The 26,175-nt window shown below is 63.8% G+C and carries 29 protein-coding genes; 14 read left to right on the top strand and 15 right to left on the bottom strand.

What is annotated here, in order from left to right; genetic code table 11:
- Positions 1-85 precede the first annotated feature (85 nt).
- Entirely contained in the window at positions 86-715 is a 630-nt protein-coding gene (gene tmk / locus J1N60_RS16920) for a dTMP kinase (RefSeq protein WP_312909125.1), read from the top strand.
- Between the two features lie 33 nt (positions 716-748).
- Here tmk and J1N60_RS16915 read toward each other — a convergent pair whose 3' ends face one another.
- Positions 749-1,069, bottom strand: a complete 321-nt coding sequence (locus J1N60_RS16915) for a DUF7991 family protein (protein ID WP_312909124.1) — start codon at positions 1,067-1,069, stop codon at positions 749-751.
- Positions 1,070-1,202: 133 nt separating this feature from the next.
- Here J1N60_RS16915 and pdhA point away from each other — a divergent pair, with 133 nt between their 5' ends.
- Positions 1,203-2,249, top strand: coding sequence for a pyruvate dehydrogenase (acetyl-transferring) E1 component subunit alpha (pdhA, locus tag J1N60_RS16910; RefSeq protein WP_312909123.1), 1,047 nt, complete (start codon positions 1,203-1,205; stop codon positions 2,247-2,249).
- A gap of 39 nt (positions 2,250-2,288) precedes the next feature.
- Here pdhA and J1N60_RS16905 read toward each other — a convergent pair whose 3' ends face one another.
- The 6 genes from J1N60_RS16905 to J1N60_RS16880 form a co-directional block, all read right to left on the bottom strand.
- Positions 2,289-2,642, bottom strand: coding sequence for a hypothetical protein (locus J1N60_RS16905; RefSeq protein ID WP_312909122.1), 354 nt, complete (start codon positions 2,640-2,642; stop codon positions 2,289-2,291).
- Positions 2,643-2,812: 170 nt separating this feature from the next.
- Complete coding sequence (locus tag J1N60_RS16900) at positions 2,813-4,336, bottom strand: dihydrolipoyl dehydrogenase (protein ID WP_312909121.1); 1,524 nt, start codon at positions 4,334-4,336, stop codon at positions 2,813-2,815.
- Positions 4,337-4,409: 73 nt separating this feature from the next.
- A complete protein-coding gene (locus J1N60_RS16895; protein WP_312909120.1) occupies positions 4,410-4,640 on the bottom strand; it encodes an Lrp/AsnC family transcriptional regulator in 231 nt (76 codons plus the stop codon).
- Position 4,641: 1 nt separating this feature from the next.
- On the bottom strand, positions 4,642-5,385 hold the full coding sequence (locus J1N60_RS16890) for a potassium channel family protein (protein ID WP_312909119.1): 744 nt from the start codon (positions 5,383-5,385) through the stop codon (positions 4,642-4,644).
- 108 nt (positions 5,386-5,493) lie between these two features.
- Positions 5,494-6,642, bottom strand: coding sequence for an MFS transporter (locus J1N60_RS16885; RefSeq protein WP_312909118.1), 1,149 nt, complete (start codon positions 6,640-6,642; stop codon positions 5,494-5,496).
- 216 nt (positions 6,643-6,858) lie between these two features.
- The gene (locus J1N60_RS16880) at positions 6,859-7,455 is read right to left on the bottom strand and encodes a winged helix-turn-helix transcriptional regulator (protein ID WP_312909117.1); all 597 of its coding nucleotides are present in this window, start codon (positions 7,453-7,455) and stop codon (positions 6,859-6,861) included.
- Positions 7,456-7,884: 429 nt separating this feature from the next.
- Between J1N60_RS16880 and J1N60_RS16875 the strand changes: the two genes are divergently transcribed.
- The 6 genes from J1N60_RS16875 to J1N60_RS16850 are packed head-to-tail and all read left to right on the top strand — an operon-like array spanning position 7,885 to position 14,117.
- Entirely contained in the window at positions 7,885-9,486 is a 1,602-nt protein-coding gene (locus J1N60_RS16875; protein ID WP_312909116.1) for an ABC transporter substrate-binding protein, read from the top strand.
- Between the two features lie 30 nt (positions 9,487-9,516).
- A complete protein-coding gene (gene nikB, locus J1N60_RS16870) occupies positions 9,517-10,464 on the top strand; it encodes a nickel ABC transporter permease (RefSeq protein ID WP_312909115.1) in 948 nt (315 codons plus the stop codon).
- Entirely contained in the window at positions 10,461-11,387 is a 927-nt protein-coding gene (gene nikC / locus J1N60_RS16865; RefSeq protein ID WP_312909114.1) for a nickel transporter permease, read from the top strand. Before nikB ends, nikC begins: the two co-directional genes overlap by 4 nt.
- 2 nt (positions 11,388-11,389) lie before the next feature.
- On the top strand, positions 11,390-12,460 hold the full coding sequence (locus J1N60_RS16860; protein ID WP_312909113.1) for an ABC transporter ATP-binding protein: 1,071 nt from the start codon (positions 11,390-11,392) through the stop codon (positions 12,458-12,460).
- On the top strand, positions 12,457-13,512 hold the full coding sequence (locus J1N60_RS16855; RefSeq protein ID WP_312909112.1) for an ABC transporter ATP-binding protein: 1,056 nt from the start codon (positions 12,457-12,459) through the stop codon (positions 13,510-13,512). The genes J1N60_RS16860 and J1N60_RS16855 overlap by 4 nt, the downstream gene beginning before the upstream one ends.
- A gap of 20 nt (positions 13,513-13,532) precedes the next feature.
- Positions 13,533-14,117 (top strand): hypothetical protein, encoded by a 585-nt coding sequence (locus J1N60_RS16850; protein ID WP_312909111.1) that lies wholly within the window; start codon positions 13,533-13,535, stop codon positions 14,115-14,117.
- A 54-nt stretch (positions 14,118-14,171) separates the two neighbouring features.
- On the opposite strand, the gene J1N60_RS16845 is transcribed toward J1N60_RS16850, so the two are convergent.
- Positions 14,172-14,369 (bottom strand): heavy-metal-associated domain-containing protein, encoded by a 198-nt coding sequence (locus tag J1N60_RS16845; protein WP_312909110.1) that lies wholly within the window; start codon positions 14,367-14,369, stop codon positions 14,172-14,174.
- Positions 14,370-14,530: 161 nt separating this feature from the next.
- Between J1N60_RS16845 and J1N60_RS16840 the strand changes: the two genes are divergently transcribed.
- Positions 14,531-14,761 carry an Lrp/AsnC ligand binding domain-containing protein gene (locus tag J1N60_RS16840; protein WP_253437094.1) on the top strand — a complete coding sequence of 77 codons (231 nt, stop codon included), beginning with the start codon at positions 14,531-14,533 and terminating at the stop codon, positions 14,759-14,761.
- 142 nt (positions 14,762-14,903) lie between these two features.
- Here the strand turns inward: J1N60_RS16840 and J1N60_RS16835 are convergent, their stop codons facing one another.
- Positions 14,904-15,446 carry a DUF5813 family protein gene (locus tag J1N60_RS16835; protein ID WP_312909109.1) on the bottom strand — a complete coding sequence of 181 codons (543 nt, stop codon included), beginning with the start codon at positions 15,444-15,446 and terminating at the stop codon, positions 14,904-14,906.
- Positions 15,447-15,654: 208 nt separating this feature from the next.
- On the opposite strand from J1N60_RS16835, the gene J1N60_RS16830 reads away from it, so the two are divergent.
- Positions 15,655-15,801 carry a hypothetical protein gene (locus J1N60_RS16830; protein WP_312909108.1) on the top strand — a complete coding sequence of 49 codons (147 nt, stop codon included), beginning with the start codon at positions 15,655-15,657 and terminating at the stop codon, positions 15,799-15,801.
- Positions 15,802-15,807: 6 nt separating this feature from the next.
- On the opposite strand, the gene J1N60_RS16825 is transcribed toward J1N60_RS16830, so the two are convergent.
- Complete coding sequence (locus J1N60_RS16825; protein WP_312909107.1) at positions 15,808-16,197, bottom strand: DUF7522 family protein; 390 nt, start codon at positions 16,195-16,197, stop codon at positions 15,808-15,810.
- 166 nt (positions 16,198-16,363) lie between these two features.
- Between J1N60_RS16825 and pan2 the strand changes: the two genes are divergently transcribed.
- Together pan2 and J1N60_RS16815 are read left to right on the top strand one after the other, a co-directional pair.
- Positions 16,364-17,590, top strand: coding sequence for a proteasome-activating nucleotidase Pan2 (gene pan2, locus J1N60_RS16820; RefSeq protein ID WP_312909106.1), 1,227 nt, complete (start codon positions 16,364-16,366; stop codon positions 17,588-17,590).
- Positions 17,591-17,691: 101 nt separating this feature from the next.
- Complete coding sequence (locus J1N60_RS16815; RefSeq protein WP_312909105.1) at positions 17,692-18,174, top strand: pyruvoyl-dependent arginine decarboxylase; 483 nt, start codon at positions 17,692-17,694, stop codon at positions 18,172-18,174.
- A 123-nt stretch (positions 18,175-18,297) separates the two neighbouring features.
- Here J1N60_RS16815 and J1N60_RS16810 read toward each other — a convergent pair whose 3' ends face one another.
- The 3 genes from J1N60_RS16810 to J1N60_RS16800 form a co-directional block, all read right to left on the bottom strand.
- Positions 18,298-20,217 carry an aldehyde ferredoxin oxidoreductase family protein gene (locus J1N60_RS16810; RefSeq protein WP_312909104.1) on the bottom strand — a complete coding sequence of 640 codons (1,920 nt, stop codon included), beginning with the start codon at positions 20,215-20,217 and terminating at the stop codon, positions 18,298-18,300.
- 207 nt (positions 20,218-20,424) lie between these two features.
- Positions 20,425-20,607, bottom strand: coding sequence for a DUF1328 family protein (locus J1N60_RS16805; protein ID WP_312909103.1), 183 nt, complete (start codon positions 20,605-20,607; stop codon positions 20,425-20,427).
- A gap of 103 nt (positions 20,608-20,710) precedes the next feature.
- Entirely contained in the window at positions 20,711-22,273 is a 1,563-nt protein-coding gene (locus J1N60_RS16800; RefSeq protein ID WP_312909102.1) for a bacterio-opsin activator domain-containing protein, read from the bottom strand.
- A gap of 113 nt (positions 22,274-22,386) precedes the next feature.
- Here J1N60_RS16800 and J1N60_RS16795 point away from each other — a divergent pair, with 113 nt between their 5' ends.
- Positions 22,387-22,596: an HVO_0649 family zinc finger protein gene (locus J1N60_RS16795; RefSeq protein ID WP_312909101.1), complete on the top strand. Its 210-nt coding sequence runs from the start codon at positions 22,387-22,389 to the stop codon at positions 22,594-22,596.
- 131 nt (positions 22,597-22,727) lie between these two features.
- Positions 22,728-23,357, top strand: coding sequence for an HAD family hydrolase (locus J1N60_RS16790; protein WP_312909100.1), 630 nt, complete (start codon positions 22,728-22,730; stop codon positions 23,355-23,357).
- On the opposite strand, the gene J1N60_RS16785 is transcribed toward J1N60_RS16790, so the two are convergent.
- Together J1N60_RS16785 and J1N60_RS16780 are read right to left on the bottom strand one after the other, a co-directional pair.
- A complete protein-coding gene (locus tag J1N60_RS16785) occupies positions 23,354-24,001 on the bottom strand; it encodes a helix-turn-helix domain-containing protein (protein WP_312909099.1) in 648 nt (215 codons plus the stop codon). The two genes, J1N60_RS16790 and J1N60_RS16785, sit on opposite strands and share 4 nt — an antisense overlap.
- An 80-nt stretch (positions 24,002-24,081) precedes the next feature.
- Complete coding sequence (locus tag J1N60_RS16780) at positions 24,082-25,956, bottom strand: molybdopterin biosynthesis protein (protein ID WP_312909098.1); 1,875 nt, start codon at positions 25,954-25,956, stop codon at positions 24,082-24,084.
- Between the last annotated feature and the right edge of the window lie 219 nt (positions 25,957-26,175).

Genomic DNA, 26,175 nt, shown 5'->3' with positions numbered 1-26,175 from the left:
CAGCGCGGTCTCGAGTGACGGCCCGCCGCCGACACATCGACCCGCCGCCGACACATAATTGTACCCCACGGCAGGATATCCGTGTATGTTGGTCACGCTCGAGGGACTGGACGGCACCGGCAAGACGACGGTCTGGGAGGCGCTCCACGACGTCTATCCCGACGCGACGTTCACCCGAGAACCGACGTCGGGCGAGACCGGATCGTGGTACGGCAAGGCCGTCTACCGCTCGATCGAGGACGACGATGCCGACTCCCTCGCCGAACTCTTCCTGTACACCGCCGATCACGCCGATCACCTCTCGCGCGTGATCGAACCTGCCCTCAAGCGCGGCGACCTCGTGATCTCCGACCGGTACTCTGACTCGCGCTACGCCTACCAGGGCGCGACCCTCGAGGGGCGGATCACCCGTCCGATGGAGTACATCGTGGGCATCCACCGGGCGTTCACGACCGATCCTGACCTGACGATCTACCTGGATCTCGACCCCGAGACGGCCGCCGCTCGAGCGGGCGCGACGAACAAGTTCGAACACGCCGCCTACCTCTCGCAGGTACGGGCGAACTACGAACGCCTGCTCGAGAACGAACCGGATCGATTCGTCCGGGTCGACGCCAGCCAGCCCCCGGAGGACGTCCTCGAGGCCGTCGAATCGGTGCTGGCGGATCGCCTCGAAGCGGACACGGATGCGGACCCGGGCGCAAACGCGCGCTGATCGCGCCGCAGGTTCGACGATTCGACGGGGACGTCACTTCGCGGTGTCTGGGAGCTCGACTTCCTCCGGGTGTGGCATCCAGAACACGTCGATCGTGTACCCCAGCACGATTGGCAGGGCGATGGCGACGACGAACGCCGTCACTGCCGAGCCGAGATTCGGCCCCAGTCCCAGCGGGCCGGAGAGAACCAGCAGCGAGACGAACAGCACGACGGGGATCACGAGCGCGACGTAGACGAGCGTCCCCCAGTCGGTCTCGAGTCGAATCCTGAAAAACCGGGTCGAGACGGCGGCAAACAGCGTGTGAACGCCGACGATGACGAGGAGCCCGATCGCGTCGAGGGGCGACACCATACCTCGAGTATCGGCCGGGGGCTCTTTTCCCTGTCGACCTGAACCTGAACCTGGACCCGGACCCGGACTCGCGGCGAGCGCGTCGGAAGTCGGAACCAGAACCACTTTCACCACCGCGAGAGACCCACCCGCCATGCACCGAATCATCGGGGAGTACGACCTCGAGGAGACGCCGTTTGGCGAGACGGAGGCGCTCGCGTGTTACCGGGACCTGGTCCGGACGCGGCGCTTCGACGAGCGAGCGCTGGCCCTCCAGCGCCGGGGCTGGATGAGCGGCTACCCGCCCTACAAGGGACAAGAGGCCTCGCAGGTAGGGGCCGCACACGCCCTGGACGAGGACGACTGGGTCGTCCCCACCTACCGCTCGAACGCCCTCCAGATCGCCCACGGCGTCCCGATGAGCGACATTTTCCTCTTTCGACGGGGCCACCCCGAGTACGCCTCGAACCACGACCTCAACGTGTTCCCGCAGTCGGTCCCCATCGCAACACAGATCCCCCACGCGGCAGGACTGGGAATGGCCGCGAACTACCGCGCGTCCGACGAGGCCATCCTCTGTTACTTCGGCGACGGCGCCACGAGCGAGGGCGACTTCCACGAGGGGCTCAACTTCGCGGGCGTCTTCGACGCGCCCACCGTCTTCTTCTGTGAGAACAACGACTGGGCGATTTCGCTCCCCCGGGAGAAACAGACCGCGAGCGCCACCATCGCCCAGAAGGCCGAGGCCTACGGATTCGCCGGCGTCCAGGTCGACGGGAACGACCCGCTGGCCGTTCTGGGCGTCACGAAGCGCGCCCTCGAGCGCGCCCACGACGGCGAACCGATGCTCGTCGAGAGCCTGACCTACCGCCAGGGCGCCCACACGACCAGCGACGACCCCTCGCGCTACCGCGACGACCGCGAGGACCTCCCCGAGTGGCGCACCGCGGACCCGCTCGAGCGATACGAGACGTATCTCCGCGAGCAAGGTGTCCTCGACGACGATCTCGTCGAGTCGGTCCGCGAGGACGTCGAGGCCGAAGTCGAGGCGGCCGTCGAGACGGCCGAGGATGCGCCGGCCCTCGACCCGTCGGACGTGTTCGACCCCGTCTACGACGAGCCGACCCCTCGGCTCGAGGAGCAACGCGCCTGGCTCGAGGGCTTTCTCACCGACCACGACGTGCAGGAACTCGAGCACTGACGCTCGAGCGACGTCGAGTCTCCGCGCCCCCAGGAGCAGTCACCGCGACGATTTCTCGCTTTCCCAGTGTTCCTTCCCGAACTGCGAGAGCGACTCCCAGCCGATCCGGTCGCCGAATGAGCGGATGGCCTCCCCGAGACGATCGGTCGATTCGACCTTCATCTCCGCGTCGCTTCCAGCTCTGGGGGTGACCCGGCCGTCGTCGGTCACGTCTCCCTGAAACAGCGTCCCCGATTCCCGGCTGTAGAGCACGGGCGTGCCGGGATTCGAGATGCCGACGAATCGGGCATCTTCCGGCGGTTCTCCTGAACGATCTTCGGGCCAGTGAATCTCGGGGTTGTCGTCGAGTGGTTGGTCCTCGAGGTACTCCGGTTCCGGGCGTTCGTCCGACATACGGGGCGATACGACGCGCCGTTCGAAAAAGCCGGGACTTGCATCGACCGGCCGCGGACTCGATCGATACGGAATGGGCTGGACGGGGACGGCCTGGACGATACGGTCGAGTCGCGAACGTGCGATCGTCGTGGCCGCTTCTCAAGAGGGTCACTCGGCAGATACGGGCATCAGTGCTGGTGGTCGGGGTCGTGCTGCTGGTCGTCGCCGTGATCGTGATGGTGGTCGGCGTCGTGCTGGTGATCGTCACCGTGATGATGGCCGGAATGGCCGTCGTGATCGTGATTGTCACCCCGGGTGAACTGCCCGGTAAACGCGCGCTGGACGACTTCGGGGAGCGCCGGGTGAACGTGGACCGCACTCCGAACGTCCTGGACCGTCCCCGTGCCGGACTTCATAGCGACGACGACCTCCTGGATCAGCGTCGAGGCGTCCGACCCCACGATGTGACACCCCAGGATCGTTCCCTCGAGGTCGATGACCACCTTCACGAACCCCTCGGCTTTCATCGCCGCGCCGCGGGCGGTGTCCTCGTAGCGGTACGTGTTCGTCGCGTACTCCCGGCCGTCGTCTCGGAGGTCGGCCTCGCGAGCGCCGACACCGGCGACTTCGGGCGAGGTGAAGACGGCGAACGGCATCGCGTCGTAATCGACCGGCTGTGGGTGGTCCCCGAAGAGGTTGCGGGCGACCGCCTGGGCTTCGTGGTTCGCACTGTGTTTCAGCAGGTACTCGCCGACGATGTCGCCCAGCGCCCACACGCCCTCGGCGTCCGTCCGCAGGTACTCGTCGGTCTCGACGAAGCCTCGAGCGTCCGTCTCGACGCCCGTCGCCTCGAGGTTCAGGGCGTCCGTGTTCGGGCAGCGACCGGCGGCGACCAACAGGGCATCGCCGGTGGCGGTCACCGGCTGCGCGTCCTCGAGGAGTCCGTCGCCGTACTCGTAGGGCTTCGCCTCGGCGGTGACCTGGCCGTCGGAAGCCGAGACGGCGGTCGCCTCGTGGCCGGTGTAGACGGTGAACCGGTCGGCGAATCGGTCGGTGAACGCCTCGGCGACCTCGTCGTCGGCCTCGGGGAGGAGCATCGGCCGCCTCCCGACGATCGTCACGTCGCTGCCGAACGTGCCGAAGAAGTGCCCCAGTTCGGCTGCGATGTATCCACCTCCTACGATCACCAGGTGTTCCGGTGGGCTCTCGAGGCGGAGTGCCTCGGTACTGGTCAGGTACTCGACGTCCTGAATGCCATCGATCGGCGGGATCGTCGGGCGAGTCCCGGCCGCGATGAGGATCGTGTCGGCCCGGAGCTGTACGCCGTCGTCGTCGCCGCCGGAGACCTCGAGCGTTCGGTCGTCGACGAACCGTCCCTCGGCCTCGAACAGCGCGTGATCGGACGAAGAGCGCAGGCCGCGGCGGATCGATTCGGCGTCCGCTTTCACGTCTTGGTTGACCTCACGAACGATACCAGCGAAGTCGACGTCGTCGACGCTCGCATCGATCCCGAACTCGCCGGCGGACTCGATCGTCTCGAGGACGTCGGCGTGATAGAGCAGCATCTTCGAGGGGATGCAGCCACGATTGAGACACGTCCCGCCGAGACGCCCCTTTTCGACCACGGCGACGGACTGTCCCTGGTTGACGGCCGCGTTCGCCACGTCGAGGCCCGAACCCGATCCGACGACGAGAAAGTCGAACTCCTGCATACGGGTTTCACGCGAAGATGTAGTATAAAACACCGAGGTCGAACCGATCGCCTGGCGACATCGTGATAGCAGATCAGTCCATCGCGATGTACGTCTGGGTGTCCTCGACACCCTGAATGCCCTGGATCCGCGTCGCGGAGATTTCCTTCACTGCAGCGGGCGTCTCGACGCGCGCCTTCGCGATGATGTCGACGTCGCCCGCGACGATGTGCGCCGATTCGACGCCCTCGATCGCTTCGACGGTGTCCCTGAGTCGATCCGCCTCGCCCGTATTCGCCTTGATCATGATGAACGCAGTGACCATACTAGTTGCCTCCGTCGTGTTCGCCGTCGTTCGCTGCATCCGGGATCTGGTCGACGATTCCGCCGTCGGCCGACACCGCCCGATCCGGTGACTCGCCCACGAGAATCTGCCTGACGTCGCTCAACACGTCGAAATCCGCCAGGACGACCAGTCGGTCACCGGTCTCGAGCGACTCGTCCTCGGTCGGAATCGCGAGCTGGTGACCCGCCTTGCCGAACGCGAGCAGGGTCGCGTTGGCCGGCAGCTGGAGTTCGCTGATCGTGTACCCTCGAACCGGGGCCTCGTCGGTGATCGTCAACTCGACGACCTGGAGGTGCTGGGCGATGTCCGCGATAGCACGAATCGTCCCGCCCAGCAGGGCGTTCTTCGCGCCCATCGCGCCCAGTCGCTCGGGATAGATCACGTCGTCGACCTCGTCGGCGTACTTGCGGTAGATCTCCTCGCGGTAGTCCTCGTCGATGCGCATGATCGTCCGACAGCCGTGGTGTTTGGCGATCATGCACGCCGCGAAGTTGACGTTCAGGTCGCCCGTCAGTGCGCCGAGGGCGTCGGCCCGATGGACGCCCGCTTCCTCAAGGTTCTCCTCGCGGGAACCGTCGCCCTGGACGACCTCGAAGTCCTGGCCGCGCGCCCGGCGGACCTTCGCCTCGTCGTACTCGACCAGCGTTACCTCGTGGCCCTCCTCACGTAAGACGCGCGCAGTGCGGAGGCCGACCCGACCGGCGCCGATGATGACGAACCGCATGGAGTGGGCTACGCCGGCAGCCGTGAATAATGTTACCCCGGTTCACAGCTTCGTTCGAGGGAGCAAGTAGACGAGATCATTCGTCGTTCTAACGAGGCCCGTGAGCCGTTAATCCGACGAAATCTTGGCTACCGTGTCGTCACTTCGAAGCGGAGAACTCAACGCGAGCAATGCCCCCGAGCCAGCTATGAGGACGAGACCGGCCAGAGAGAGGGCCAGAATCGGGCCCGTCACGTCCGAGATGACGCCGCTTCCGAGCTGGAACGGGATCACGGTGACCGAACTGACCATCGCCATCGCGCTCAACACGGAGGCACGGCCGGTCGTTCCGACGTGGATATTGACGTGCTGGATCGCGAGCGAGCGCGATGTTTCGACGACGCTACGCGCGCCCAGGAGGACCGGGATGGCGAGTACTGGTGCGAACCAGAGTGCCACTAACCCCGTACCGACGAGAAACGGGACCGTGGCGAACCAGCCTTTGACGCCGACAGTCTCGTAAATTCGACCGGTGTGATAGCTCAGCCCGGCGGATACGAGGCTCACAATCGCGTAGAACCAGCCGAGAAGCGGCTCGACGGTCGACTGCGAGGCGCCTAACTCGAGGACGGCCGTTTCGAAGACGGGCTGGAGGAATATTGAAGTGACGTATAGGACCGCTGCAAAGAGGACAAAGTAGTACAGGACGAACGCTCTAATCCGGCGGATGCCGATGGTCTTTTTAATCAGGTTCACCGATTCCCGAAACCGTAATCGATCGGGAGTAGCGCGCCGGTAGCTCTTCGGTTCGGGCATCGTAAACACGACGACGATGCCGATAGCCATCACCCCCGCGGCGAGAAAGAACGGATACGCGAGGTTTATTCCGCCGATGTAGCCACCGATGACTGACGCACCGGCGCCGATAGCGAGCGCGAGCGCTTCGCCCCGTCCACGAACGTGAGGAAAGTGATCGCTTCGGTTCAGGTCAGTTAGACTGTCGTACAGCCACGCGTCCTCGCTCCCGGACCGGAAGTTATAGCCCATCGACCAGGTGACGAACAGTACCAGTAACTCAAGAAACGAGTCCGCGAAACCGATCGCAACGAGAGTCGCTGTGATGAGTACCGACCCGATCAGTAACGACGGTCGGCGACCGAACCGGTCGCTCACGTAACCGGTCGGCACCTCGCCCAACAGGGTGGTCAGGTTGTACGCCGCCTCGAGAATCACGACTTGCGTAAACGAGAGCCCTTGAGAGAGAAAGTAGAGGTACATGATGGGTCTATAGAACTCGACAGCTTTCGTCGATTTGTAGAAGTAGTACTTTAGGATCGTAGGTGAAATCGACAAACTGCCTTTGAAAGCCATCGTACTAAACCGAGGTCAGCTATCGAGCATGAATCTTGTTATGACAGCGATCGCGATTCCGTAATACCTCGTTGCTACCGCTTTCGGTACAGAAAGTGGGCCGCTCTTTCCGCGCGGTATCTCTTAGCTTTCGGACTGTGGGCTAAGCCGGTCGTGACGTTTCGTAAAGTGATTTTCACACGACGTACAACAGAATTGTTTGAGTTTGCCGCCGACGCGGTTTACGACACCCTCGCTGGTTACGGTATTCCCGCATTCGGCACATGAGAGCGCGAATTCCGTCCCGCTCAACGTAAACGATCGATCGGTTTCCGTGAGGAGCGCGACCTCATATTCGGTGATCATCGTCTGATCGAACTGCGCGAGGATCCACTCTCGAGGATTCGTCTCCGGGGCGTTCGCGTAAAAGACGAGATCTGAACCTATCGTCGCATAGATGTGTTCGACTTCAGGAATCGTCGTTAACTGCTGTTTGACGATGTCGAAACACTCGGGCCGAGTGGAAACGGTGACGAGAATCGGGAGGCTCCGTCGAAGCTGCGAGCGGTCGATGTCGATGGTAAACTGGCGAATGATCCCCTGTTCTTCGAGTTTGCTGACGCGATCCGAGACGGCGGGAGCCGAGAGGTCCACGGCGCTCGCAACCTCGTTGAAAGGCCGTCGTCCGTCCTCCGCTAGAAGACGGAGAATCTCGAGGTCCGTCTCGTCGAAATTTTTCATAGTGGGGGATTTTCGAACCAACCATTATATAATTTACCTTGGCCGCTTCTATTCCTATGGATGTAAAGTGCCGGCGCCACGTGAGGTGACGCCGAGGTTCGACGACTTAACGCTGCAAGTGGCCGGTTCGGGAGGCAAGCGAAGAACTGAAACGTGCTCTTCCGTCCAATGGTCCGTTATCGACTTCGTTTCCCTAATTAATGTCTTCTAAACTTATTGGAACAATGCGATTGGAATGATTCACTCCAGTAAGTAAGTCATACCAGTGAGCACCATATTGTTTCAGGCGTTTTTTAGAGATTAATATTATATAGTAAATTATTAGACGGCCGAAATCACGACCGTATATAAATAACCCGCCCTACGGACATACAAGACTTATGGATGGGGGCGCCAGATTCATGGTATCGATCGCGAGAGTGTTAGAATATGACACGCAACACGCAATTGAACGATAGACGGACAGTACTGAAGACTCTGGGTGGCGCTGGTATCGTCTCCTTAGCAGGATGTCTTGGCGGCGGTTCGGACGACGACAACGGAAACGGGAACGGCAACGGTGACCCGGACGATCAGGACCGGAGTGAACAACTTCCAAGCGCGACGATAGCGCTGAACGACGACCCGACGAGAGACGACTGGAACCTCTACGGTGGCGTAACACCGTACTGGACAAACATCCTCGAACCACTCGTCTGGGTCTCGACGGATATGGAACTGGAACCGTGGCTCGCGACCGACTGGGAACAGGTCGAAGACACGGTCTGGGAGTTCTCGCTCCGCGAGGGCGTCACGTTCCACAACGGCGAGGAGATGACCGCCGACGATGTCGTCTTCTCGTTCGAGGGCATCCTCGAGGAGTGGGCATGGGCCCCTGGGTGGATCCACGTCGAGTCGGGTGACATCGTGGCGCTCGACGATTACACGGTCGAGTTCACGACGACGGATCCATTCCCGACGTTCCCAGGGACGATCGCACACAATATGGTCGCAATCCAGCACCCCGACCGGGACCACGAGTCCGGCACTGTCATCGGCACCGGACCGTTCCAGGTCGACGAGATCGAAAAACAGCAGGAAGTCAGGACGACGGCCTTCGAAGACTACTGGAACGACGAACCAGTCCTCGAAGAACTCACGTTCCGCGTGATCGAGGATCCCAACACGCGAACGCTCGCGCTCGAGAATCGCGAAATCGACCTCGCGCTCGCGCCGCCTCGCACGCGAGTCTCGTCGATTGAGGACGACGACTCGCTCTATCTCGAGCGCCAGAACCGCCCCGGCGCCGGGTACGTCGGCATCAACCTCTACAAGTCGCCGACCGACGACGCGGACCTCCGTCGCGCACTGAATCACGCCGTCTCCCAGGAGACCATCGTCGAGACGATCCTCGAGGGCGTCGGCGAACCCGCACGCGGCCCGATCTCGCCGGTCATCTACTGGTCGGCCCACGACGACATTGACGGCTACGAGAAAGACGACGACCGCGCCTCCGACCTCGTCTCGGATTCGAGTTACGACGGCCAGGAGCTCTCGATCCTCGTGGCGAACGACATGGTTGACGGTCGAGAGATGGCCCAGGTCGTCCAGGGAGCGATCGACGGAATCGGCGTCAACTCCGAGATTCAGGCCCTCGAACGGGCCGCGTATTCGGAGGCCGTCCGTAACGGCGAAGCCCACCTCATCCTCAAGGAGAGCGGCTCGAACAGCGGTGACGCTGATTACATCATCTACGAGGGATTCCACTCGGAGGGCGACGTCAACCAGCGCCTCTATGGGGAGGACGGGACGGGGCTGCACAACCTCGGTGGCGAAGTCGACGAACTGATCGAACAGGGATTCCAGACGGGCGACGAGGAGGAGAAAGCGTCGGCCTACAAGGAGGCCCAGCAGCACATCGCCGACCAGGCCGTGACGATTCCGCTCTATTACAGCGAGTACATCGCGGCGGCCCACGCGAACATCGACGGTGCCGAACTGGGTGCTATTCCTCAGTTCTCACGCTGGACAAACCTCGAGCACTGGGAGTAGCCCACGAGTCTCTTCCAGAATAGATAAACGATGTGGAAATTCGTTCTCAGACGGTCTGTAACGTCTCTGTTCGTCCTCTTCGGGGTGTCAGTCCTGACCTTCCTCATGGTGTTTTTCACGCCGGGGGACCCCGCGGAGACGATTCTCCGTCAGCAGATGGGCGGACGGACGCCACCGGATGCAGCGATCGAACAGTTTCGAATAGAACAAGGGCTGAACGATCCGATACTCGTTCAGTACGGAGACTGGGTCGCGAACATCCTGCAGGGGGACCTCGGCCAGTCCTACCACAACGACGCCTCGGTCGTCCAGTTGATTTTCGAAAACCTCTGGCCGACGTTCGAGCTGGCTCTCGCCGGACTGTTCGTCGCCCTCGTTATCGCCGTCCCGACGGGCGTCATCAGCGCCGTTCACAAGGGCGGTCGACTCGACTACGGGAGCCAACTTGCCGCGCTCCTCGGACTATCAATGCCGAACTTCTGGCTGGGTTACCTGCTCATGCTCGTCTTCGCGATTCAGTTGGGCGTGTTACCAACGTCCGGGTACGGCACGGCCGATCAACTCGTCTTGCCGGCGATCACGCTCGGTACTGGCATGGCGGCGATTGTCACCCGCCTGCTCCGGTCGTCCATGCTCGAGGTGCTCGACGAGGAGTACATCCGCACGGCGCGATCGAAGGGGTTGCGTGAGCGTATCGTGGTCTACAAACACGCCCTGCGCAACGCGCTCATCCCCGTGATCACGATCGTCGGGCTTCAGTTCGGGTATCTCCTCAATGGAGCCGTCATCATCGAGATGGTCTTTCAGCGACCAGGTCTCGGCCGACTGCTGATTGACTCGATCTTCGCCCGCGACTACCCGATCGTCCAGGGGCTCGTCCTCGTGATCGCGGTGTTCTTCGTCGTCACGAACTTCCTGGTCGACGTCACCTACCGGTACGTCGACCCCCGAATCTCGTTCGAAGGTGCATCCAAATGACTGACGCAAACCTCGACGAACGCGCGTCGTTCGAAGGACAAACTCGCCGTGAGCGGATACGATCGCTGTACAACTCACGAAAGGCACGACAGTTTCGGGCGAATACGTTGAACGTCGTCGGGCTGATGATCGTTCTGACCATCCTCTTCAGCGCCCTGCTCGCCCCGTTTCTAACGCCGTACGAGCCGGCCAAACAGGACCTCGAGAACCGCCTCGAGTCCCCGTCGGTCGACCACCCGCTGGGGACCGACCAGCTCGGCCGTGACATCCTGACGCGATTGCTTTACGGTGCTCGCATCTCACTGCGAATTGGCGTCGCCGTCGTCGGTATCTCGCTGGCTATCGGTACGGCGGTGGGAGTGACGGCGGGGTACGCCGGCGGCTACGTGGACGAAGCGCTGATGCGGTTCGTCGACGTCCTGCTGGCGTTTCCGGGGCTATTGCTCGCGCTCGTCATCGCCGGCATCCTCGGGCCCAGTCTGACGAACATCATGATCGCGCTCGCCGTCGTCGGCTGGACCAGATACGCTCGCGTGATACGCGGCAGCGTACTCTCGGTCAAAGAACAAGAGTTCGTCAAGGCCAGCCAGTTGATGGGCGTCGGTCGTCTCACGATCGTCGGTCGCCACATCGTGCCGAACGTCATCGGCCCGGTGGTCGTCCTCGCGACGATCGACATGGCCGGCGTAATCCTCGGGACCGCCGGATTGTCGTTCCTGGGTCTCGGTGCTCAGCCGCCGACGCCCGAGTGGGGGACGATGATATCCGAAGGTCGAAACTACCTGCAGGACGCCTGGTGGGTCGTGAACTTCCCCGGCCTGGCGATCATGCTCGCGGTTCTCGGATTCAACTTGCTCGGTGACGGGCTTCGCGACGTCCTCGACCCCCGGGAGACGGACGCGGTACAGAACGAGGGATTCTAAGCATGACAGAACCACTGCTCTCGGTCGAAAATTTACACACCTGCTTCGATACGTACGAAGGAACCGTTCACGCCGTCAACGGCGTGAGTTTCGACGTCGACAAGGGAGAGATCCTCGGCATCGTCGGCGAGAGCGGAAGCGGGAAATCCGTCACCGCGCTCTCGACGATGCGACTCGAGGACCCCGGACGAATCGCCGCTGGGTCAATACGGTTCAGAGACACCGAATTGACGACGGCCGACGACCGCGAGATCCGCCGGATCCGCGGTGACGGTCTCTCGATGGTGTTTCAGGATCCGATGACGACGCTCAATCCGGTCTTTACGGTCGGCGAACAGATCGTCGAATCGCTAAAGATCCACGATGACCCGACATCGCAGACGCTTCGAGAATACCTTCGTGTGCCGCTCTTACACGACCGCTCGGACTGGCGAGAAAAGCGCGCGCGGGTCGTCGACCTGATGGAAGAGGTCGGCATTCCAAACCCGGCCGAGCGACTCGATGCCTACCCCCACGAGTTCTCCGGTGGGATGCGCCAACGAGCGATGCTCGCCATCGCGCTCGCGAGCGAACCTGATCTGCTGATCGCCGACGAACCGACGACGGCCCTCGACGTCACAATTCAGGCGCAGATCCTTCGCATCATCGCCAGGCTCAGAGATGAACGTGACATGTCCGTCGTAATGATCACCCACGACCTTGGCGTCGTCGCCGACATCTGTGACCGTGTTGTCGTGATGTACGGCGGCGAGGTCATGGAGAGTGGACCGGTCGAAGAGATCCTGCAGGAACCGAAACACCCCTACACGCAGGCGTTACTCGAATGTATGCCCCAGGAAACCGCGCGGAAGGAGCGATTGGAGACGATCAAGGGGCAGGTTCCGGATCAACTCGGCGACGTCACGGGGTGTCCGTTCGCGTCTCGGTGTGACTATGCTCGCGAGGCGTGTCGGTCGGGACCGATGCCGACGATCGACTGCGGTGAGGATCACCGGGCGAAGTGCTGTGAAATTCGTCGGGTGAACGACGATCCCACGCTGGCCTCGACCCTCGACGCGGAGGGAGAACAATGAGCACGCGAGTCGAATCGACGGACGACCGCGATCACGAGCGCGACGCGAGCAGGGTCGTCGAACTCGAGAACGTCACGAAGGAGTTCGCCCTTGACGACTCCCTACTCGATCGTCTGTTCGGTACGCGGACGACGATCACCGCCGTCTCCGGTGTCTCGCTGGACGTGTACGAGGGCGAGACGCTCGGAATCGTCGGCGAGAGCGGCAGCGGAAAGTCGACGCTCGCGAACCTCGTTACTGGGCTTCACTCGCCGACGGCAGGTGACATTCGGATCGACGGGCAACCCGTTGGGTCCGTAACGAAGCGCTCGAGCGAACTGCTGGCCGACGTGGGGGTCATCTTCCAGAACGCCAAATCGAGCGTCGATCCGCGGATGACCGTCAGGCAGGCGATCGCCGAACCGCTCAAGACGCAGGGATGGTCGCGGGCTGATCGGAGAGACCGCATCGCCGAATTGCTGGAACAGGTGAACCTCTCGGAGCGCTACGCTGATCGATACGCCCACGAACTTTCGGGTGGTCAAGCCCAGCGAGTCGCGATCGCCCGGGCGATCGCGACAGAACCACGGGTGCTCATCCTCGACGAACCGGTATCCGCCCTCGATGCCTCGGTGAAAGGGAGCATCATCAACCTCCTGTTGCGTCTCCAGCGCGAACTCGATCTCACCTACGTCCTCATCAGCCACGACCTGAGCGTCGTCAAGCATATCGCCGATCGCATCGCCGTCATGTACCTCGGCGAGTTGATGGAGGTCGGCGAAGCGGGTCCACTCTTCGAGTCGCCAGCCCATCCCTACACGGAGGCGTTACTCGCGTCGATTCCCGACCTCGATCCCACCACGTCGGTGCTCGACGCAACCATTCTCGAGGGTGACATCCCGAGTCCAGTGGATCCGCCGAGTGGGTGCGTCTTCCACACGCGATGTCCGATTGCCGAGGACCAGTGTCGAACGGATGTTCCCGACGCAGTCGACCTCGAGGGGACGGTTTCGAAGTGCCACTTCGCCGAGCGCGTCGCTCGAGCGAACGACCAGCAGGACTATGGGTCATGACTCGAGATAGCGACGAGAGAATGGACGGCGACTCCCCGGCAGGACCGACCGACGATACGGAAGAAGCGAGCGACACGGCACCGGTGAATGCGACGGACGCCGAAGCGACCGTTCGGTCGGCGATCAGCGACGAACTGGGCGTCCCCGAAACCCCGCCGGACCCGGAAACGAGCTCGCACGTTCTCCCCGACGAGAAACTCGCCTACCCCGACTTCGCGTTCGAATCGGGGTCGATGGACGAGGACGGCGGGTTCGACCTCGAGCAACCGCTCGACCGCGAGGAGATGCGCGCGTGGCTCGAGGACCTCTCGAGCGGCCTCGCCAGTCACGACGTGGGCGTCTCGACGCCGACCGACCGGGCCATCTTCGGCATCGGCGCCGGCGACGTCTCGATGCGGTTCGACCCCGACGAAAATCACACCGGCACGCTCGAGGTCACGTTTTCGGTGAAGGCGAAACTCATGACGTTCTCCGACGACCCCGACGAGCGCGAGGCGGGGGCTCGCGGCGGCGAGGGATTCATTCCCCTCGAGATGCTTACGAGCGAAAAGCGGCCAGAGCACTTTCGGTGTTACAACTGGATCGACGATCCAGTCGACCGGTAGAACGAGTGTCCGATCAATCGGTAGAACGAACGGGCGTTCGCTGGCGAGCCGCGTTTAGGCAGAGGCGCCGTAGCCGGCGTTCTCGATCGCCTCGACGATCGCGTCGACGTTGGCGTCACCCTCGACGGTGACGGCGTCCGATTCGTTGTCCGCCGACGCCTCGACGACGCCGTCGACGTCCTCGAGCGCTCGTTCGACCGTGTCCTCGCAGCCGCCACAGCTCATGCCAGTTACCGTGATGGTTCGTGCCATACACTCACTTTGGGCTCCAGGTTTTTGCCAGTTACTGCTTCGACCTCTCGCTACACTCACCGCGGGACTTTTGATACGAAAGTTTCGGCGAATTCTCGAGGCGTCGGCGTCGGTGGCCGGGCAAACACTTTAGTCGTGCCAAGGAGTACCACACGAAAGTAATGGTTCACGCGTTCATCATGGTGAAGACCGCTGCCGGCAAATCCGAAGGACTCCTGGCGGGCATCCGCGACCTCGAGAGCGTTTCGGACGCTCACATCGTCGCCGGCAATTACGACATCATCGCCGAGGTCGACGCCGACGAGGTGTACGGCGTCCTGAAGGCGGCTTCGGGCGATATCCAGAGTCTCGACGGGGTTTCGGATACGAAGACCTACATCGCGATGGACTGAATCGACGTTTGCGAGATTGTGTACTGCGCGACAGGTCCCGTCGCTCGAGTTCGTAGATGACTACATCTAAGGAGAACATAATACGCCTCGAAACAGAACGCGGACGCATCCGTGCGGCGCGACTCGAGGCGATCAACCCTCGTTAAAACGGGCTGTCGTACTCGTCGCCGTGGTCGCCAGCAGCGCCTTCGGCAGCCCGCTCTCCCGCGGTCTGGGCGTTCTCGACTAGCGTTGCCGCGGGCCCCTCGTACTCGTAGCCTGGAATGATCCCCTGCGCGTAGGTTCCCTCGACGTACTCGATCAGCGCTTTGGCGTCGTCGATCCCCTCTCTGGCATCCCAGGCGACGTACTCGAGGGTGACCGTCACGACTCCGTCGTCGCGATCGATCCGCGGCGCGTCGTGCGTGCCGGTTTCGGCGACCGTGAACACGTCCGCGAGTCGACGCTCGAACGTCTCGAACCAGCCGTCTTCGACCACCGGGGCGACGCGGTCGGCGGTCGCCGCGTCGAGCGTCGGCAATCGGACGGTAACGGTAATCGAGCCGTCTCGCGGCCCCTCGGCGGCAGTTGCGCTCACGCGCGCCTCGAAGACCGTGGTCTCGAGCGCGTACGTCGCGTCGTCGACCGGCGAGAACGCCTCGTGCGCCTCGAGTGCGTCGGCGACGGCCGTCGGTAGCTTCGTCATACGTGGGCGAACGGTGGGTGCGAAAATGGGTGTTACGCCAGCGGTAGGCCTCGGCTTGCGATGTCAGGGTCCAATAGAACCGTCCCATCACTTCGGCTACCATTTCACAGGCGTTCGACCGGTTCCCGTCCGTTTCGCCGCGAACAACGGTGGGATACAGCGTTAATGTCGTGCATAACTACACGTGGGTCGCCCGTTCGTCGGAAGCATGGCACTCGATAAGTACGCTGCGGAGAAGCGACGGTTCGCTCGGCTGCTCGGCACCGACGGGGAACTCGGCTCGGGATTACCGATCGGCTCCCCCGACAGACCGAGCGAGTCAGGCGACGACGACGAGCGGTCGGAAGCGTGTTGACGGCGCTTACTCGCGATTGCGCTCGCCCAGGAACGACTCGAGCCCGGTTGCGACTTCTTCGAAGTCCTTGACTGTCAGCCCGTCGGTCGTCGCGAAGACGCCCTCCCGATCGGTCGTCACGCGGATGAGAAACCCGTTTTCGAATACGCGGATGGTGTACTCGTAGTCGCCCAGTTCGGAGCCCTCGTAAGCGGTCTGGGCGGTCTTGAAGCCGCGCCACTCGTGACCGATGAAGCTCGTGAGGTCGGCGTCGCGCTCGAGGTCGTCGCGGAGGTACAGCTGTTCGAAGTCGTCCCGGGTGAAGTACGTCACCGACCGGAGGCTGTCGCCGACAGCGGTTCGACAGGTGGTGACGATCTGATCGGCCGTTTCGTCCGTGAGCAGACCCGTGGCCATATCGGGGAAGGGGACCCCGGCCGCTTAAATGGCGCGGGCGGCGACAGACGGCCGACGGGTGCCGGGCCCGGGCCGTGAGCTTTTGCCGGCGAATCGGGACCACGTCGATGTCCTCTCCGCGACCCAAAGGCAGATGTACCGTCGGCAGTTATGCTCGGTCGTCAGGATGTCTCGAAGTCCCTCGCTCCCCGACACACCGAGTCGGGAGATCGATCCCGATCTCTCGGACGAAGAACGGCTCGAAGCGCTCCACGACCACTTTCTACAGCTGACAGCGGCCAGCGAGCAGCTGTCAGAGCAACTCGGCGCCGCCCGCGACCGGCGAACACGCCTCAAGGAACAGGTCGACCGTACCAAACGCGAAAACGAGGTCCTCAAGAGTTCGTCGCTGTACCTCGCGACCGTCGAGGACCACCTGGGCGACGAGGTCATCGTCAAGCAACACGGGAATAACCAGGAGGTACTCACCGAAATCGGTCCCGACTTCGCCGAGGAACTCGAGTACGGTGACCGCGTCGCCGTCAACGATTCCTTCGGTATCCAGCGGATCCTCTCGGCGGAGACGGACGCCCGCGCGCAGACGATGGAGATTACGGAAAAACCCGACGTCAGCTACGACGACATCGGGGGGATCGACGACCAGGTTCGCGAAGTCAGGGAGGCCGTCGAGCAACCGCTCGCCCAGCCCGAACTCTTCGAGAACGTGGGGATCGAACCGCCGAGTGGCGTCCTGCTCTACGGGCCGCCGGGCACGGGGAAGACGATGCTCGCCAAAGCCGTCGCCACCCAGACCGACGCCACATTCATCAAGATGGCCGGCTCCGAACTCGTCCGCAAGTTCATCGGTGAGGGGTCCCGCCTGGTTCGAGACCTCTTCGAGATGGCCCGCGAGCGCGAACCCGCCGTCATCTTCATCGACGAGATCGACGCCATCGCCGCCACGCGTACCGAGTCGAAGACCTCCGGCGACGCCGAGGTCCAGCGAACGATGATGCAGCTCCTGAGCGAGATGGACGGCTTCGACGAGCGCGGTGACATCCGCATCATCGCCGCGACGAACCGCTTCGACATGCTCGACGACGCAATTCTCCGCCCAGGTCGGTTCGACCGTCTCATCGAGGTCCCCGAACCCGATGGCGAGGGACGACAGCAGATCTTCGAGATCCACACGCGGACCATGAACGTCCACGACGAGGTCGACTTCGAGGACCTCGCCGAACAGACGGTCGGGTTCACGGGCGCGGAAATCGAATCCGTCGCTACCGAGGCCGGGATGTTCGCCATCCGCGACGAGCGGACGACCGTCGGGCAATCGGACTTCGAGGCCGCCCTCGAGAAGATCGAGGCCGGTGATCGGGAAGTCGTCACGTCGGCGAACTACTTCTTCGACTGAGCTACGCCTTCGAGCGACACACTCGAGACCCGCAATTTACGTACTGGCACGACGCCAGCGAAATCGCAAGCCCTTACGCCGTCGGTCCCCGACTCCCGCTCATGAGCACGATTCGCGTCGTCTGGGGATCGGCGACCGCCTCGACGGAGATGGCCTCCTACGACGCCGCCCTGGCCGACGCTGGCGTCGAAAACTACAACCTCGTGACGGTCTCGTCGGTGATTCCCGCAACCGCCGACGTCGAGGCGGTCGGCACGGCGCCCGACCTCGGTCCCGCCGGGGAACGACTCACCGTAGTACAGGCTCGAGCCACCGTTCGCAGCGAGGGACGCGCCAGCGCCGCGCTCGCGTGGGCCCAGTCCGATTCGGGGAACGGTCCCGGTCTGTTCTACGAGAACGCAGGCGAAGCCGACCCGGAATCCGTCGAATCCCGGGTACTCGAGGGCCTGGCGGGCGGACAGACCCTGCGCGAGTGGGTGTTCGACGAACCCGAGACGCGAATCGAGACGGTTCGGGGGGAACCGGACGGCTACGCGACGGCCGTGGTGCTGGCGGCGTACGGCGAGAGCGAGCCGATCTGCTAGCGGGTTTTAGCGAGGTCTCGACGCGGACTGGGTGCCAGCGAGCCGGTGAACGACGCTCGAGCGGGTCGAATTCCCGTCGAAAAGTGACTGGTGATCGGAAACCAGTCGACGACGACTGGATCGTCAGTCGTCGGCCGGAGCCGGCGAGTCGCCCGCCGAGACGCCGGTGCCGGGGCCCATGTCGATGCCCAGTTCGTCGAGTTTCTCGTCGGGAACGACGCCGTCGACCCAGCCGCGGTGCTCGTAGTACTCTTCTTTCATCTCCTCGAGTTCGCAGTACTCGCCCTCGCTGGCACCCTGGCCGCGGATGCCGTCCTCGAGGAACCGGTCCGGCAGGGAGTCGTCCGCGCCATCGAAGCCGGCGAGGTTGTTGTAGTAGCGCTCGAGGTTGTAGATGCGCTCGCCGGCCTCCATGAGTTCGTCCTCGCTCACGTCGAGGCCGGTCATGCCGTTGTACTGGGAGACGTACTCCTCGATACCCTCCGCGAAGGCGTTGAACTTGCAGATGTCGAAGCTGTCGGAGATGGCGTGGAGGTCCTGGAAAGCGGCGGTCAGCTCGCCCTTGCCCTCCCACTCGTAGGGATCGACCTTCTCGGGAATGCCGAGAATTTCGGCGGCGGGCGTGTACCCGCGCAGGTGACACGCGCCCCGGTTCGAGGTGGCGTAGCCGATGCCCATCCCCTTCATGCAGCGCGGGTCGTAAGCGGCGATGGTCTGGCCCTTGACTGCGAGCGAGTTGTCCTGGGCGTCCTTGCGGTCGGCGACCCGGCGCGGCCCCTCCGCGAGCAGGTCGGCGAGGTCGTCCTCGCGGCGACCGATTCGGTCGATCATGTCGATCATCGTCTCGTAGTCGCCCCACTCGAGGTCGCCTTCCTCGAGTTTGCCCTGCTCGGACATCTCCATGGCCATTGCCATCATGTTGCCCGTCTCGATGGTGTCGACGCCCACGTCGTTACAGCGCTCGATCATGAGGGCGACGGCGTCGCGGTCGGTGTGTCCCGAGTTCGGGCCGAGCGCGTAGGCCGACTCGTACTCGTAGGACTCCGTCCGGACGTTCATCTCCTCGCCCTTGTGCATGGTCTGCACCTCGACTTCCTTCTTGCAGGCGACCGGACAGGAGTGACAGGTCGGTTCGTCGACGAGGATGTTCTCGCGGACGTTCTCGCCGGAGACGCGCTCGGCGTCGATGTCGACGCCTTCGGCCTCGCGCATGCTCTCGGTCGAGGTGTACTGGGCGTTCTTCGTCGGGAGGCCGTCCATCTCTTCGCCGATGTTCATCAGGACGTTCGTCCCGTACATCGAGAGGCCGCCCTCGTTGGGTGCGGTGACGTCCGACTCCTGGATCGCCTTCATCGCTTGCTGGTGTCCCTCCCTGAACGTCTCCTGATCCGCGGGCTTTGGCATCTTCGTCGTCGACTTGACGACGACCGCCTTGAGGTTCTTCGACCCCATCACGCAGCCGGTGCCACCCCGACCGGAGGCCCGATCGTCCTCGTTCATAATGCAGGCGTACTTCACGCCGTTCTCGCCGCCCGGGCCGATGGCCATCAGCGAGAGGTTCTTGCCGTAGGAGCCGTCTACTTCCTCCTCGAGTCGGTCGCGCGTCTCGTGGACACCGCTTCCCCAGAGGTGAGCGGCGTCACGGAGTTCGACCTCGCCGTCCTCGACGACGGCGTAGACGGGCTCGTCGGCCTTGCCTTCGAACAGCAGGCCGTCGAAGCCGGCCCACTTGAGCCGTGCACCGGACCAGCCGCCGTGGTGGCTGTCGGTGACGGTGCCGGTCAGCGGCGATTTGGTACAGACCGCGATCCGACCGGACATCGGGACCTGCGAGCCAGTGAGCGGACCGTTCATGAACGCGAGCAGGTTCTCTGGCCCCTCGGGATCGACGTCTGGTCCGTTCTCGAAGACGTACTTTACGCCGAGTCCGCGAGCCCCGATGTACTTCCTTGCGTCCTCGTCGTCGATCGGCTCGTAGTCGACCGACCCCGAGGAGAGATCGATGCGAGCAACCCTGTCGTGAAAGCCGCCGAGTTCTGTCATGGTAAACTCTCTTCGTTATATTCGTTTCGTAGCCTGTTAGGCGTTCCCACGGGTCCGTAACCAATTGTCCTTACGTCGTGGAAACCGTCGACGGACCCGGCTCGGTGACGAGTCCGTCCGCTGGCGTCGCTTCTCTGGTTTCGGGTCTCTGGCCTCTGGTTTTCGAGTCTCGAGTCTCGGTTTCTGTGTGTCGAGACTCGAGGGCGGCTACAGTAACAGGGCGACGATCGCGAGGATGATGAAGATCAACACGAAGATCCGTGCGATCTCCATACTCACCCCGGCGACGCCGCGGGCACCGACCGCCGCGGCGATAATCGCCAGGACGAAGAAGATGATCGCCCAGTACAGGAAGCCGCCGCCACCGATCTGAAGCGGGATCTCGAGCATGTGTGGTCAGCCACCACAATCGAGTATATAAACGCTGGTGACTGTCCTACTCGATTTTCGACGCTAAGGGGCGACTACGCGATGGACCGCGAGAATAAGCCGATCATTCTTCGGCCCGCTCGTCGCCGAAGAACGCCCGACAGAGTTTCGCTTCGGCATTTCTGAGGTGTTCGTGAAACGTCGGTCGGGAGACCCCCATCGAACTGGCGAGTTCCTCACCGGTGGTCGGACGGGGCCACTCGAAGTAGCCGCCGAGGTAGGCCCGCTGGAGGGAGGCGAACTGGCGGTCGGTGAGTGCGTCCTCGAGTCCGGCGGCGAACTCCTCGCTGGTCTCGCCGCCGCGTTCGCGCTGTCGAAACGAGAGCACGTCCGCCCCGTCGTAGCGAGCCTGAACCGCCTCGACGACGCCACGAACGTTCGTCGAGTGTGGAATCCCGAGGCTGACCCGGGCACGGCCGTCTTCGGCCTCGATCGACTGGACGAGGATGCCGCGTTCGGAGAGCCACTCGACGAGGTCGTCCTCGGCGTCGAGTTCGATCAGCGTGCGGTCCGTCCGCTCGACGAGAACGGCGAGATCGATTCCCTCGAGACCGTCGGCGGCCGCCGCCAGTTCTTCGGCGTCGGCGTTCGTGACCGTAAACAGCGATGCCGTGTCGTCGCCCGTTCGGTGAACCGATCGGCGGTACTCGAGGCGGCCGTCCGTCTCCGCGCTGATCGCGACCGGCGCGAGGGCGCGGTCGCGGATCTCGAGTTCGACGACGACGACGGCGTCCGTCGCGAGCATGCGACTCGTCTCCCGGGCATTGATCCCGCTGGCGACCGCTCGCGTCAGTGCCGAGAGGATGATCGTTTCCCGGTCGTCGACGTCGCGTTCGGCGGCGCTGCAGACCGTCAGCGTTCCGTACTCGACGCCGTTGTAGTCGAGCGGAAACGAGGCGTGGGTCCACCCCTCGATCGTATCGACGGCGACCGACCCCGTGTCGAGGGTGGTCGTCGCCGGGTGGTCGGCCTCGATCGGCACGTCGCCGGGATCGACGCCGACGCTCGCTCGCACCTCGAGCGTGTCTGTTGCGGGATTGCGTTCGCCGATCCAGACGCCCTCGTAGGCGGCTTCCTCGGCGATTCGGCTACACACTGCGGTCTCGAGGTCGCTCCGGGAGGTCGATCCGGCGACGACACTGGTCATGTCCTGGATCAGGCCCTCGACGCGATCGAGGATGTACTCCAGTTCCTCGGTTCGTTCCTCGAGGGCGAACTCGGCTGCCTTTCTGGCCGTGACGTCGTTCTGGAAGCCGACGTAGTGTGTGACGGTTCCCGCCTCGTCACGAACGGGGGCGATCGTCACCTCGTTCCAGAACTCGGTGCCGTCATCTCGGTAGTTCCGGAGTTCGACTGTCGTCGGCCGTTCTTCCTCGATAGCGGCCCGCATTTCCGCGACGACTTCGGGGCTCGAGTCCGGCCCCTGGAGGAACCGACAGTTTCGTCCGAGAACCGCCTCGCCGTCGTAGCCGGTGAGTCGCTCGAAGGCCGGATTGACGTACACCAGCGGGTTGTCCTCGCGGGACGGATCGGAGAGCGAGACACCGATCGGTGCCTCGTCAATAGCCCTCGCCATCACGGCTCGGTCAACGTCACCTTCTCCGTGTCGTCCGTCCGTGTCGTCCATGTCCGTTCTAGTTTCGGGCCGGTCATAAAACGCCAGTCTCTGTCGTGCTGGTGAACATTCTTCGTTCGTGACTGATGCGGACAATTATACGACCTCGAGTTGTATGTTAACACATGTCTATACAACGAAGTCGGTCGCCGTTCGAACGACTGCGCCAGCGACTCGACCGAACCAGCGCCCGGTGCCGAGAGTGCGGCTACGACGGCGACGACGCGGGCTGGCACGTGACGACGTCCGGACGGTCCGTCCACTACCGGTTCGTCTGTCCCTCCTGTGCCGGCGTCGAGACGAGGGAAGTCAGGCTCGAGACACCGCGTCGGTGAGGGTACGGTCCTGTGAGTTCCGCGCCCTCGAGCGAGTGACGCCCGGCGCCCGACGCCCAACAGAGGAACCGTCTCCGACGGCGCTCGCGGCGACACACACTTATAAGCAGAGCGATTACTGGTAGCTCCACATGGTCTCGGAGTACGACTTCTGGCTCCTCGATCTCGACGGAACCCTAGTCGACGTCGAGTGGTCCTACACCCGCGACGTGTTCGACCGCGTCGGCGACCGGCTCGGTCGAGAGTTCACCGACCGGGAGGCCGACATCCTCTGGAACGGGCTCACCGGCTCTCGCGACGCCCAGCTCAGGGCCTGGGGCATCGAGCCGTCGGCGTTCTGGGACGCCTTCCACGCCGAGGAGGATCCGCTCGTCCGCGCCGAACAGACGTACCTCCACGAGGACGCCGCGTTCGTCGGCGACCTCGAGACGCCAGTCGGACTCGTCACCCACTGCCAGCAGTTCCTGGCCGATCCCGTCCTCGACCACGTCGGGATTCGCGACTGGTTCGACGACGTGCTGTGCTGTACCCCGGAGACGGGCTGGAAGCCCGACCCCACGCCCGTCGAACGGGTGATGACGAACCTGGGCGTCGCGAAAAACGGACACAAGGGCGTCCTCGCTGGCGACGGTGCCGGGGACGTCGGCGCCGCCTGGAACGCGGGTCTCGACGCGATTCACGTCGAACGCGTCGGCCACGACCGGCGCGGACGCTGCGTGCTCGGCGACTACCGCGTCCAGTCGTTCGAAGAACTGTTCTAGTCGGTCGTCTGCTCGGTCACCGGTTGTACCTCCGCGTCGACCAGCGTCCCGTACGCGCGGCGCAATCGTTCCGAGAGCGCCTGATGGGAGATGCCGAGGTCGCTCGCGAGTTCCTCCATCGAAATCTGGCGCGGAATCTTGAAGTACCCCTTCTCGAACGCAGCCGTCAACGCCTCGTGTTGCTCCGGCGTGAGCCGCGTGTTCCCCGTCGACACCGTCGAGACGTCAGTGACGCGGATCAGGTCGACCGTAATCCCCTGGCTCTCGAGGGTCTCGTGAGTATCGACGAGGTGCTCGCGCGTCCGAAACCGCATCTTGAACTGCCACCAGGAATCGACGCCGCTCGCCTCGAGCAGCGAACCGCCGGAGGAGAGCAACTCGTCGTAGAGGTACTGTCCGCGCTCGGAGTCGACGTCGTAGAGGAGTCGGTCTTCGGCGCTCGCGACCAGTTCGAATCGCTCGATCGTGTCGTCGGCCGCGAAGGCGTTCTCGATCGCCTCGCAGGTCGTCCCCGAGACCCAGATCGACGGGAGCGTCTTCGACACGGAGGACTCGAGTTCGAGCCTGGCCTGTGGGGCGCGCTCGAACGTCGTCTCCATCGCCGTATCCGAGGCCGGGATCCGAAACTCGGCAATCGTCGACATCACACACACTACACCGCTCGGGCGTAAAACTGCTACTTCGAAGATCCTGACTACCGGCGCCCTGAGACAGTCTCTGTACGTTATTCGAGTTTTTCGTGGAGAGCCGACTCGAGTTCCCGAACGCCCGGTTTGTCCACGCGGTCGGCCGCCGCCCAGACCCGGACGGGTTGGTCGCCGCAGGAAACGAATCCGAGGCTCAATCGCTCCGCGGTCTCCCGGAGCCCGAGCGCAACGTCCGCATCCCCGCCGATGACCCGTCGAGCGGGACTCTCGTGAGCACGGAGCCCTATGTCGAAGCCGTCGATAGCCGTAGTGAGATCGTGGCGGTCATGGCCACGTTCGTCCGCGAGTTCCGCGAGAGCGGCGCCCAGGCTCGTTCGCAACCCCGAGTCAGTCGTCCGATTGACGAACCGCAGGTCGCGGTCGACGAGCGACTCGAGCCCTTCGACCTCGGCCGGGTTCCCCGCAGGCACGATCAGCCCCCACTCCCGCTCCCAGGAGCCGAGTTCGGTGCCCTCGGGTTCGCGATCCGGCTCGACCGGCCCGGCGACCACGGCCACGTCCGGCGTTCCCGCCCGAAGCCGACGCAGTGCGGGGCGCGACCCAATCGGGAGGTATCGTGGTCGCTCGAGGCGGTCGAGGACGCGGTTGAGGGTCGGATCGTCCTCACCGACGCCGAACAGCGTCGGGAGCCGACGATCGGGCGAGAACAGTCGGATCTCGAGTGTCGCCCCCGTCCCGAGGTAGTCCGTGTCGGCGTCGATTTCGACGACGCCGTCGGCTTCGACGAGGCTGGTCGTCGCCCCGCTGCCCTTGTCGACGGGATAGACCAGGTACTCGCCGTCGCCGTCGGTCGTGACGCCGACAGGCAGCAGGCGATGTCGACCCTGCTCGGATCGTTCCTCTCGAGCCAGGCGGCCGGTCAGCGTCGCCGTCTCGGGTTCCGGAACGCCGGCTGCCTCGCGGATTGCGGGCGCGACGAACGTCCGGAAGACCATCATCGCCGAGACGGGGTAGCCGGGGAGGCCGACGTAGGCGGACTGTCCAGCCGAATCCGACCGCTCGAGGCGCCCGACCAGCATCGGTTTCCCGGGTTTGACGCTCACGCCGTGTAACAGCAGGTCCCCTCGCTCCTCGATCACGCGGTAAATCACGTCGACCGCGCTCGCGCTTGTCGATCCGGACGAGAGCACGAGATCGCACTCGTCGGCCGCGTCCCGAAGCACGCGCTCCATCTCTGCCGGATCGTCGCCCGCGTGGGGATAGAGCACTGCCTCGCCGCCCGCGTCCTCGACGCCCGCGGCGACCGTGTAGCTGTTGACGTCGTAGATCTGCCCGCGGGCACTCTCGAGGTCGCCGCCCGGGCGGACGAGTTCGTCACCGGTCGAGACGATTCCCACGCGGGGACGGGCGCGAACGGGGACCTCGCCGACGCCCAGTGCCGAGAGCAGGCCGATCTCCCGCGGCGTCAGCTGCGTCCCCGGCCCCAGCGCGCGCTCGCCGGCGGCGACGTCAGCCCCGGCGAACATGACGTTGTCTCCCGGCGCGACGCTCGTGCGGACCAGGACCGTCCCGTCCTCGACGTCCGTCCGCTCGACGGGAACCATTGCGTCGGCCCCCGGCGGCATCACCGCCCCCGTCGAGATTTCGACCGTGCCGCCCGATTCGACCTCGAGTCCCGGCTCTTCGCCGGCGTGGACCTCCCCCACCAGTTCGAGGCGAGCCGGGTCGGCCTCGTCCGCGCCGAACGTGTCGCTCGCGCGGAGAGCATAGCCGTCCAGACTCGAGCGGTCGAACCCGGGCACGTCCAGTTCGGCGTCGACGCGCGTCACCAGTACCCGGCCGCGCGCCTCCGACAGGGGGACGCGATCGATGCCGCCCTCGAGCGACAGCGATCGGATCGCCTCGTGGGCTTCCTCGGGCGTCGCGAGATCCCGAAATTCCTTGCGGTCCATGGGCGTTCTTGGAAGCGATGCGGTAAAAACCTCGAGTGTCCATCGGAGCGCTCGGCCACTGCGCTCCAGCAATGTGCCGAGGTTTATATCCGAAGGAGCGGCCACCCCCGGCGTGAACTGACTCGAGACGCGGTCCGCGCGGCGGTCGTGCGACACGACGGATCGCGGTCGCGGTCGCAGTTGCAGTGTGTCGCCTGTTCGCCACAGCCCGACGCCTCG

It is taken from the genome of Natronosalvus caseinilyticus, from assembly GCF_017357105.1.
GTDB classification, from domain to species: domain Archaea; phylum Halobacteriota; class Halobacteria; order Halobacteriales; family Natrialbaceae; genus Natronosalvus; species Natronosalvus caseinilyticus.
Note: the sequence above shows the minus strand (reverse complement) of the source record. Positions and strands in the feature narration are given on the sequence as shown.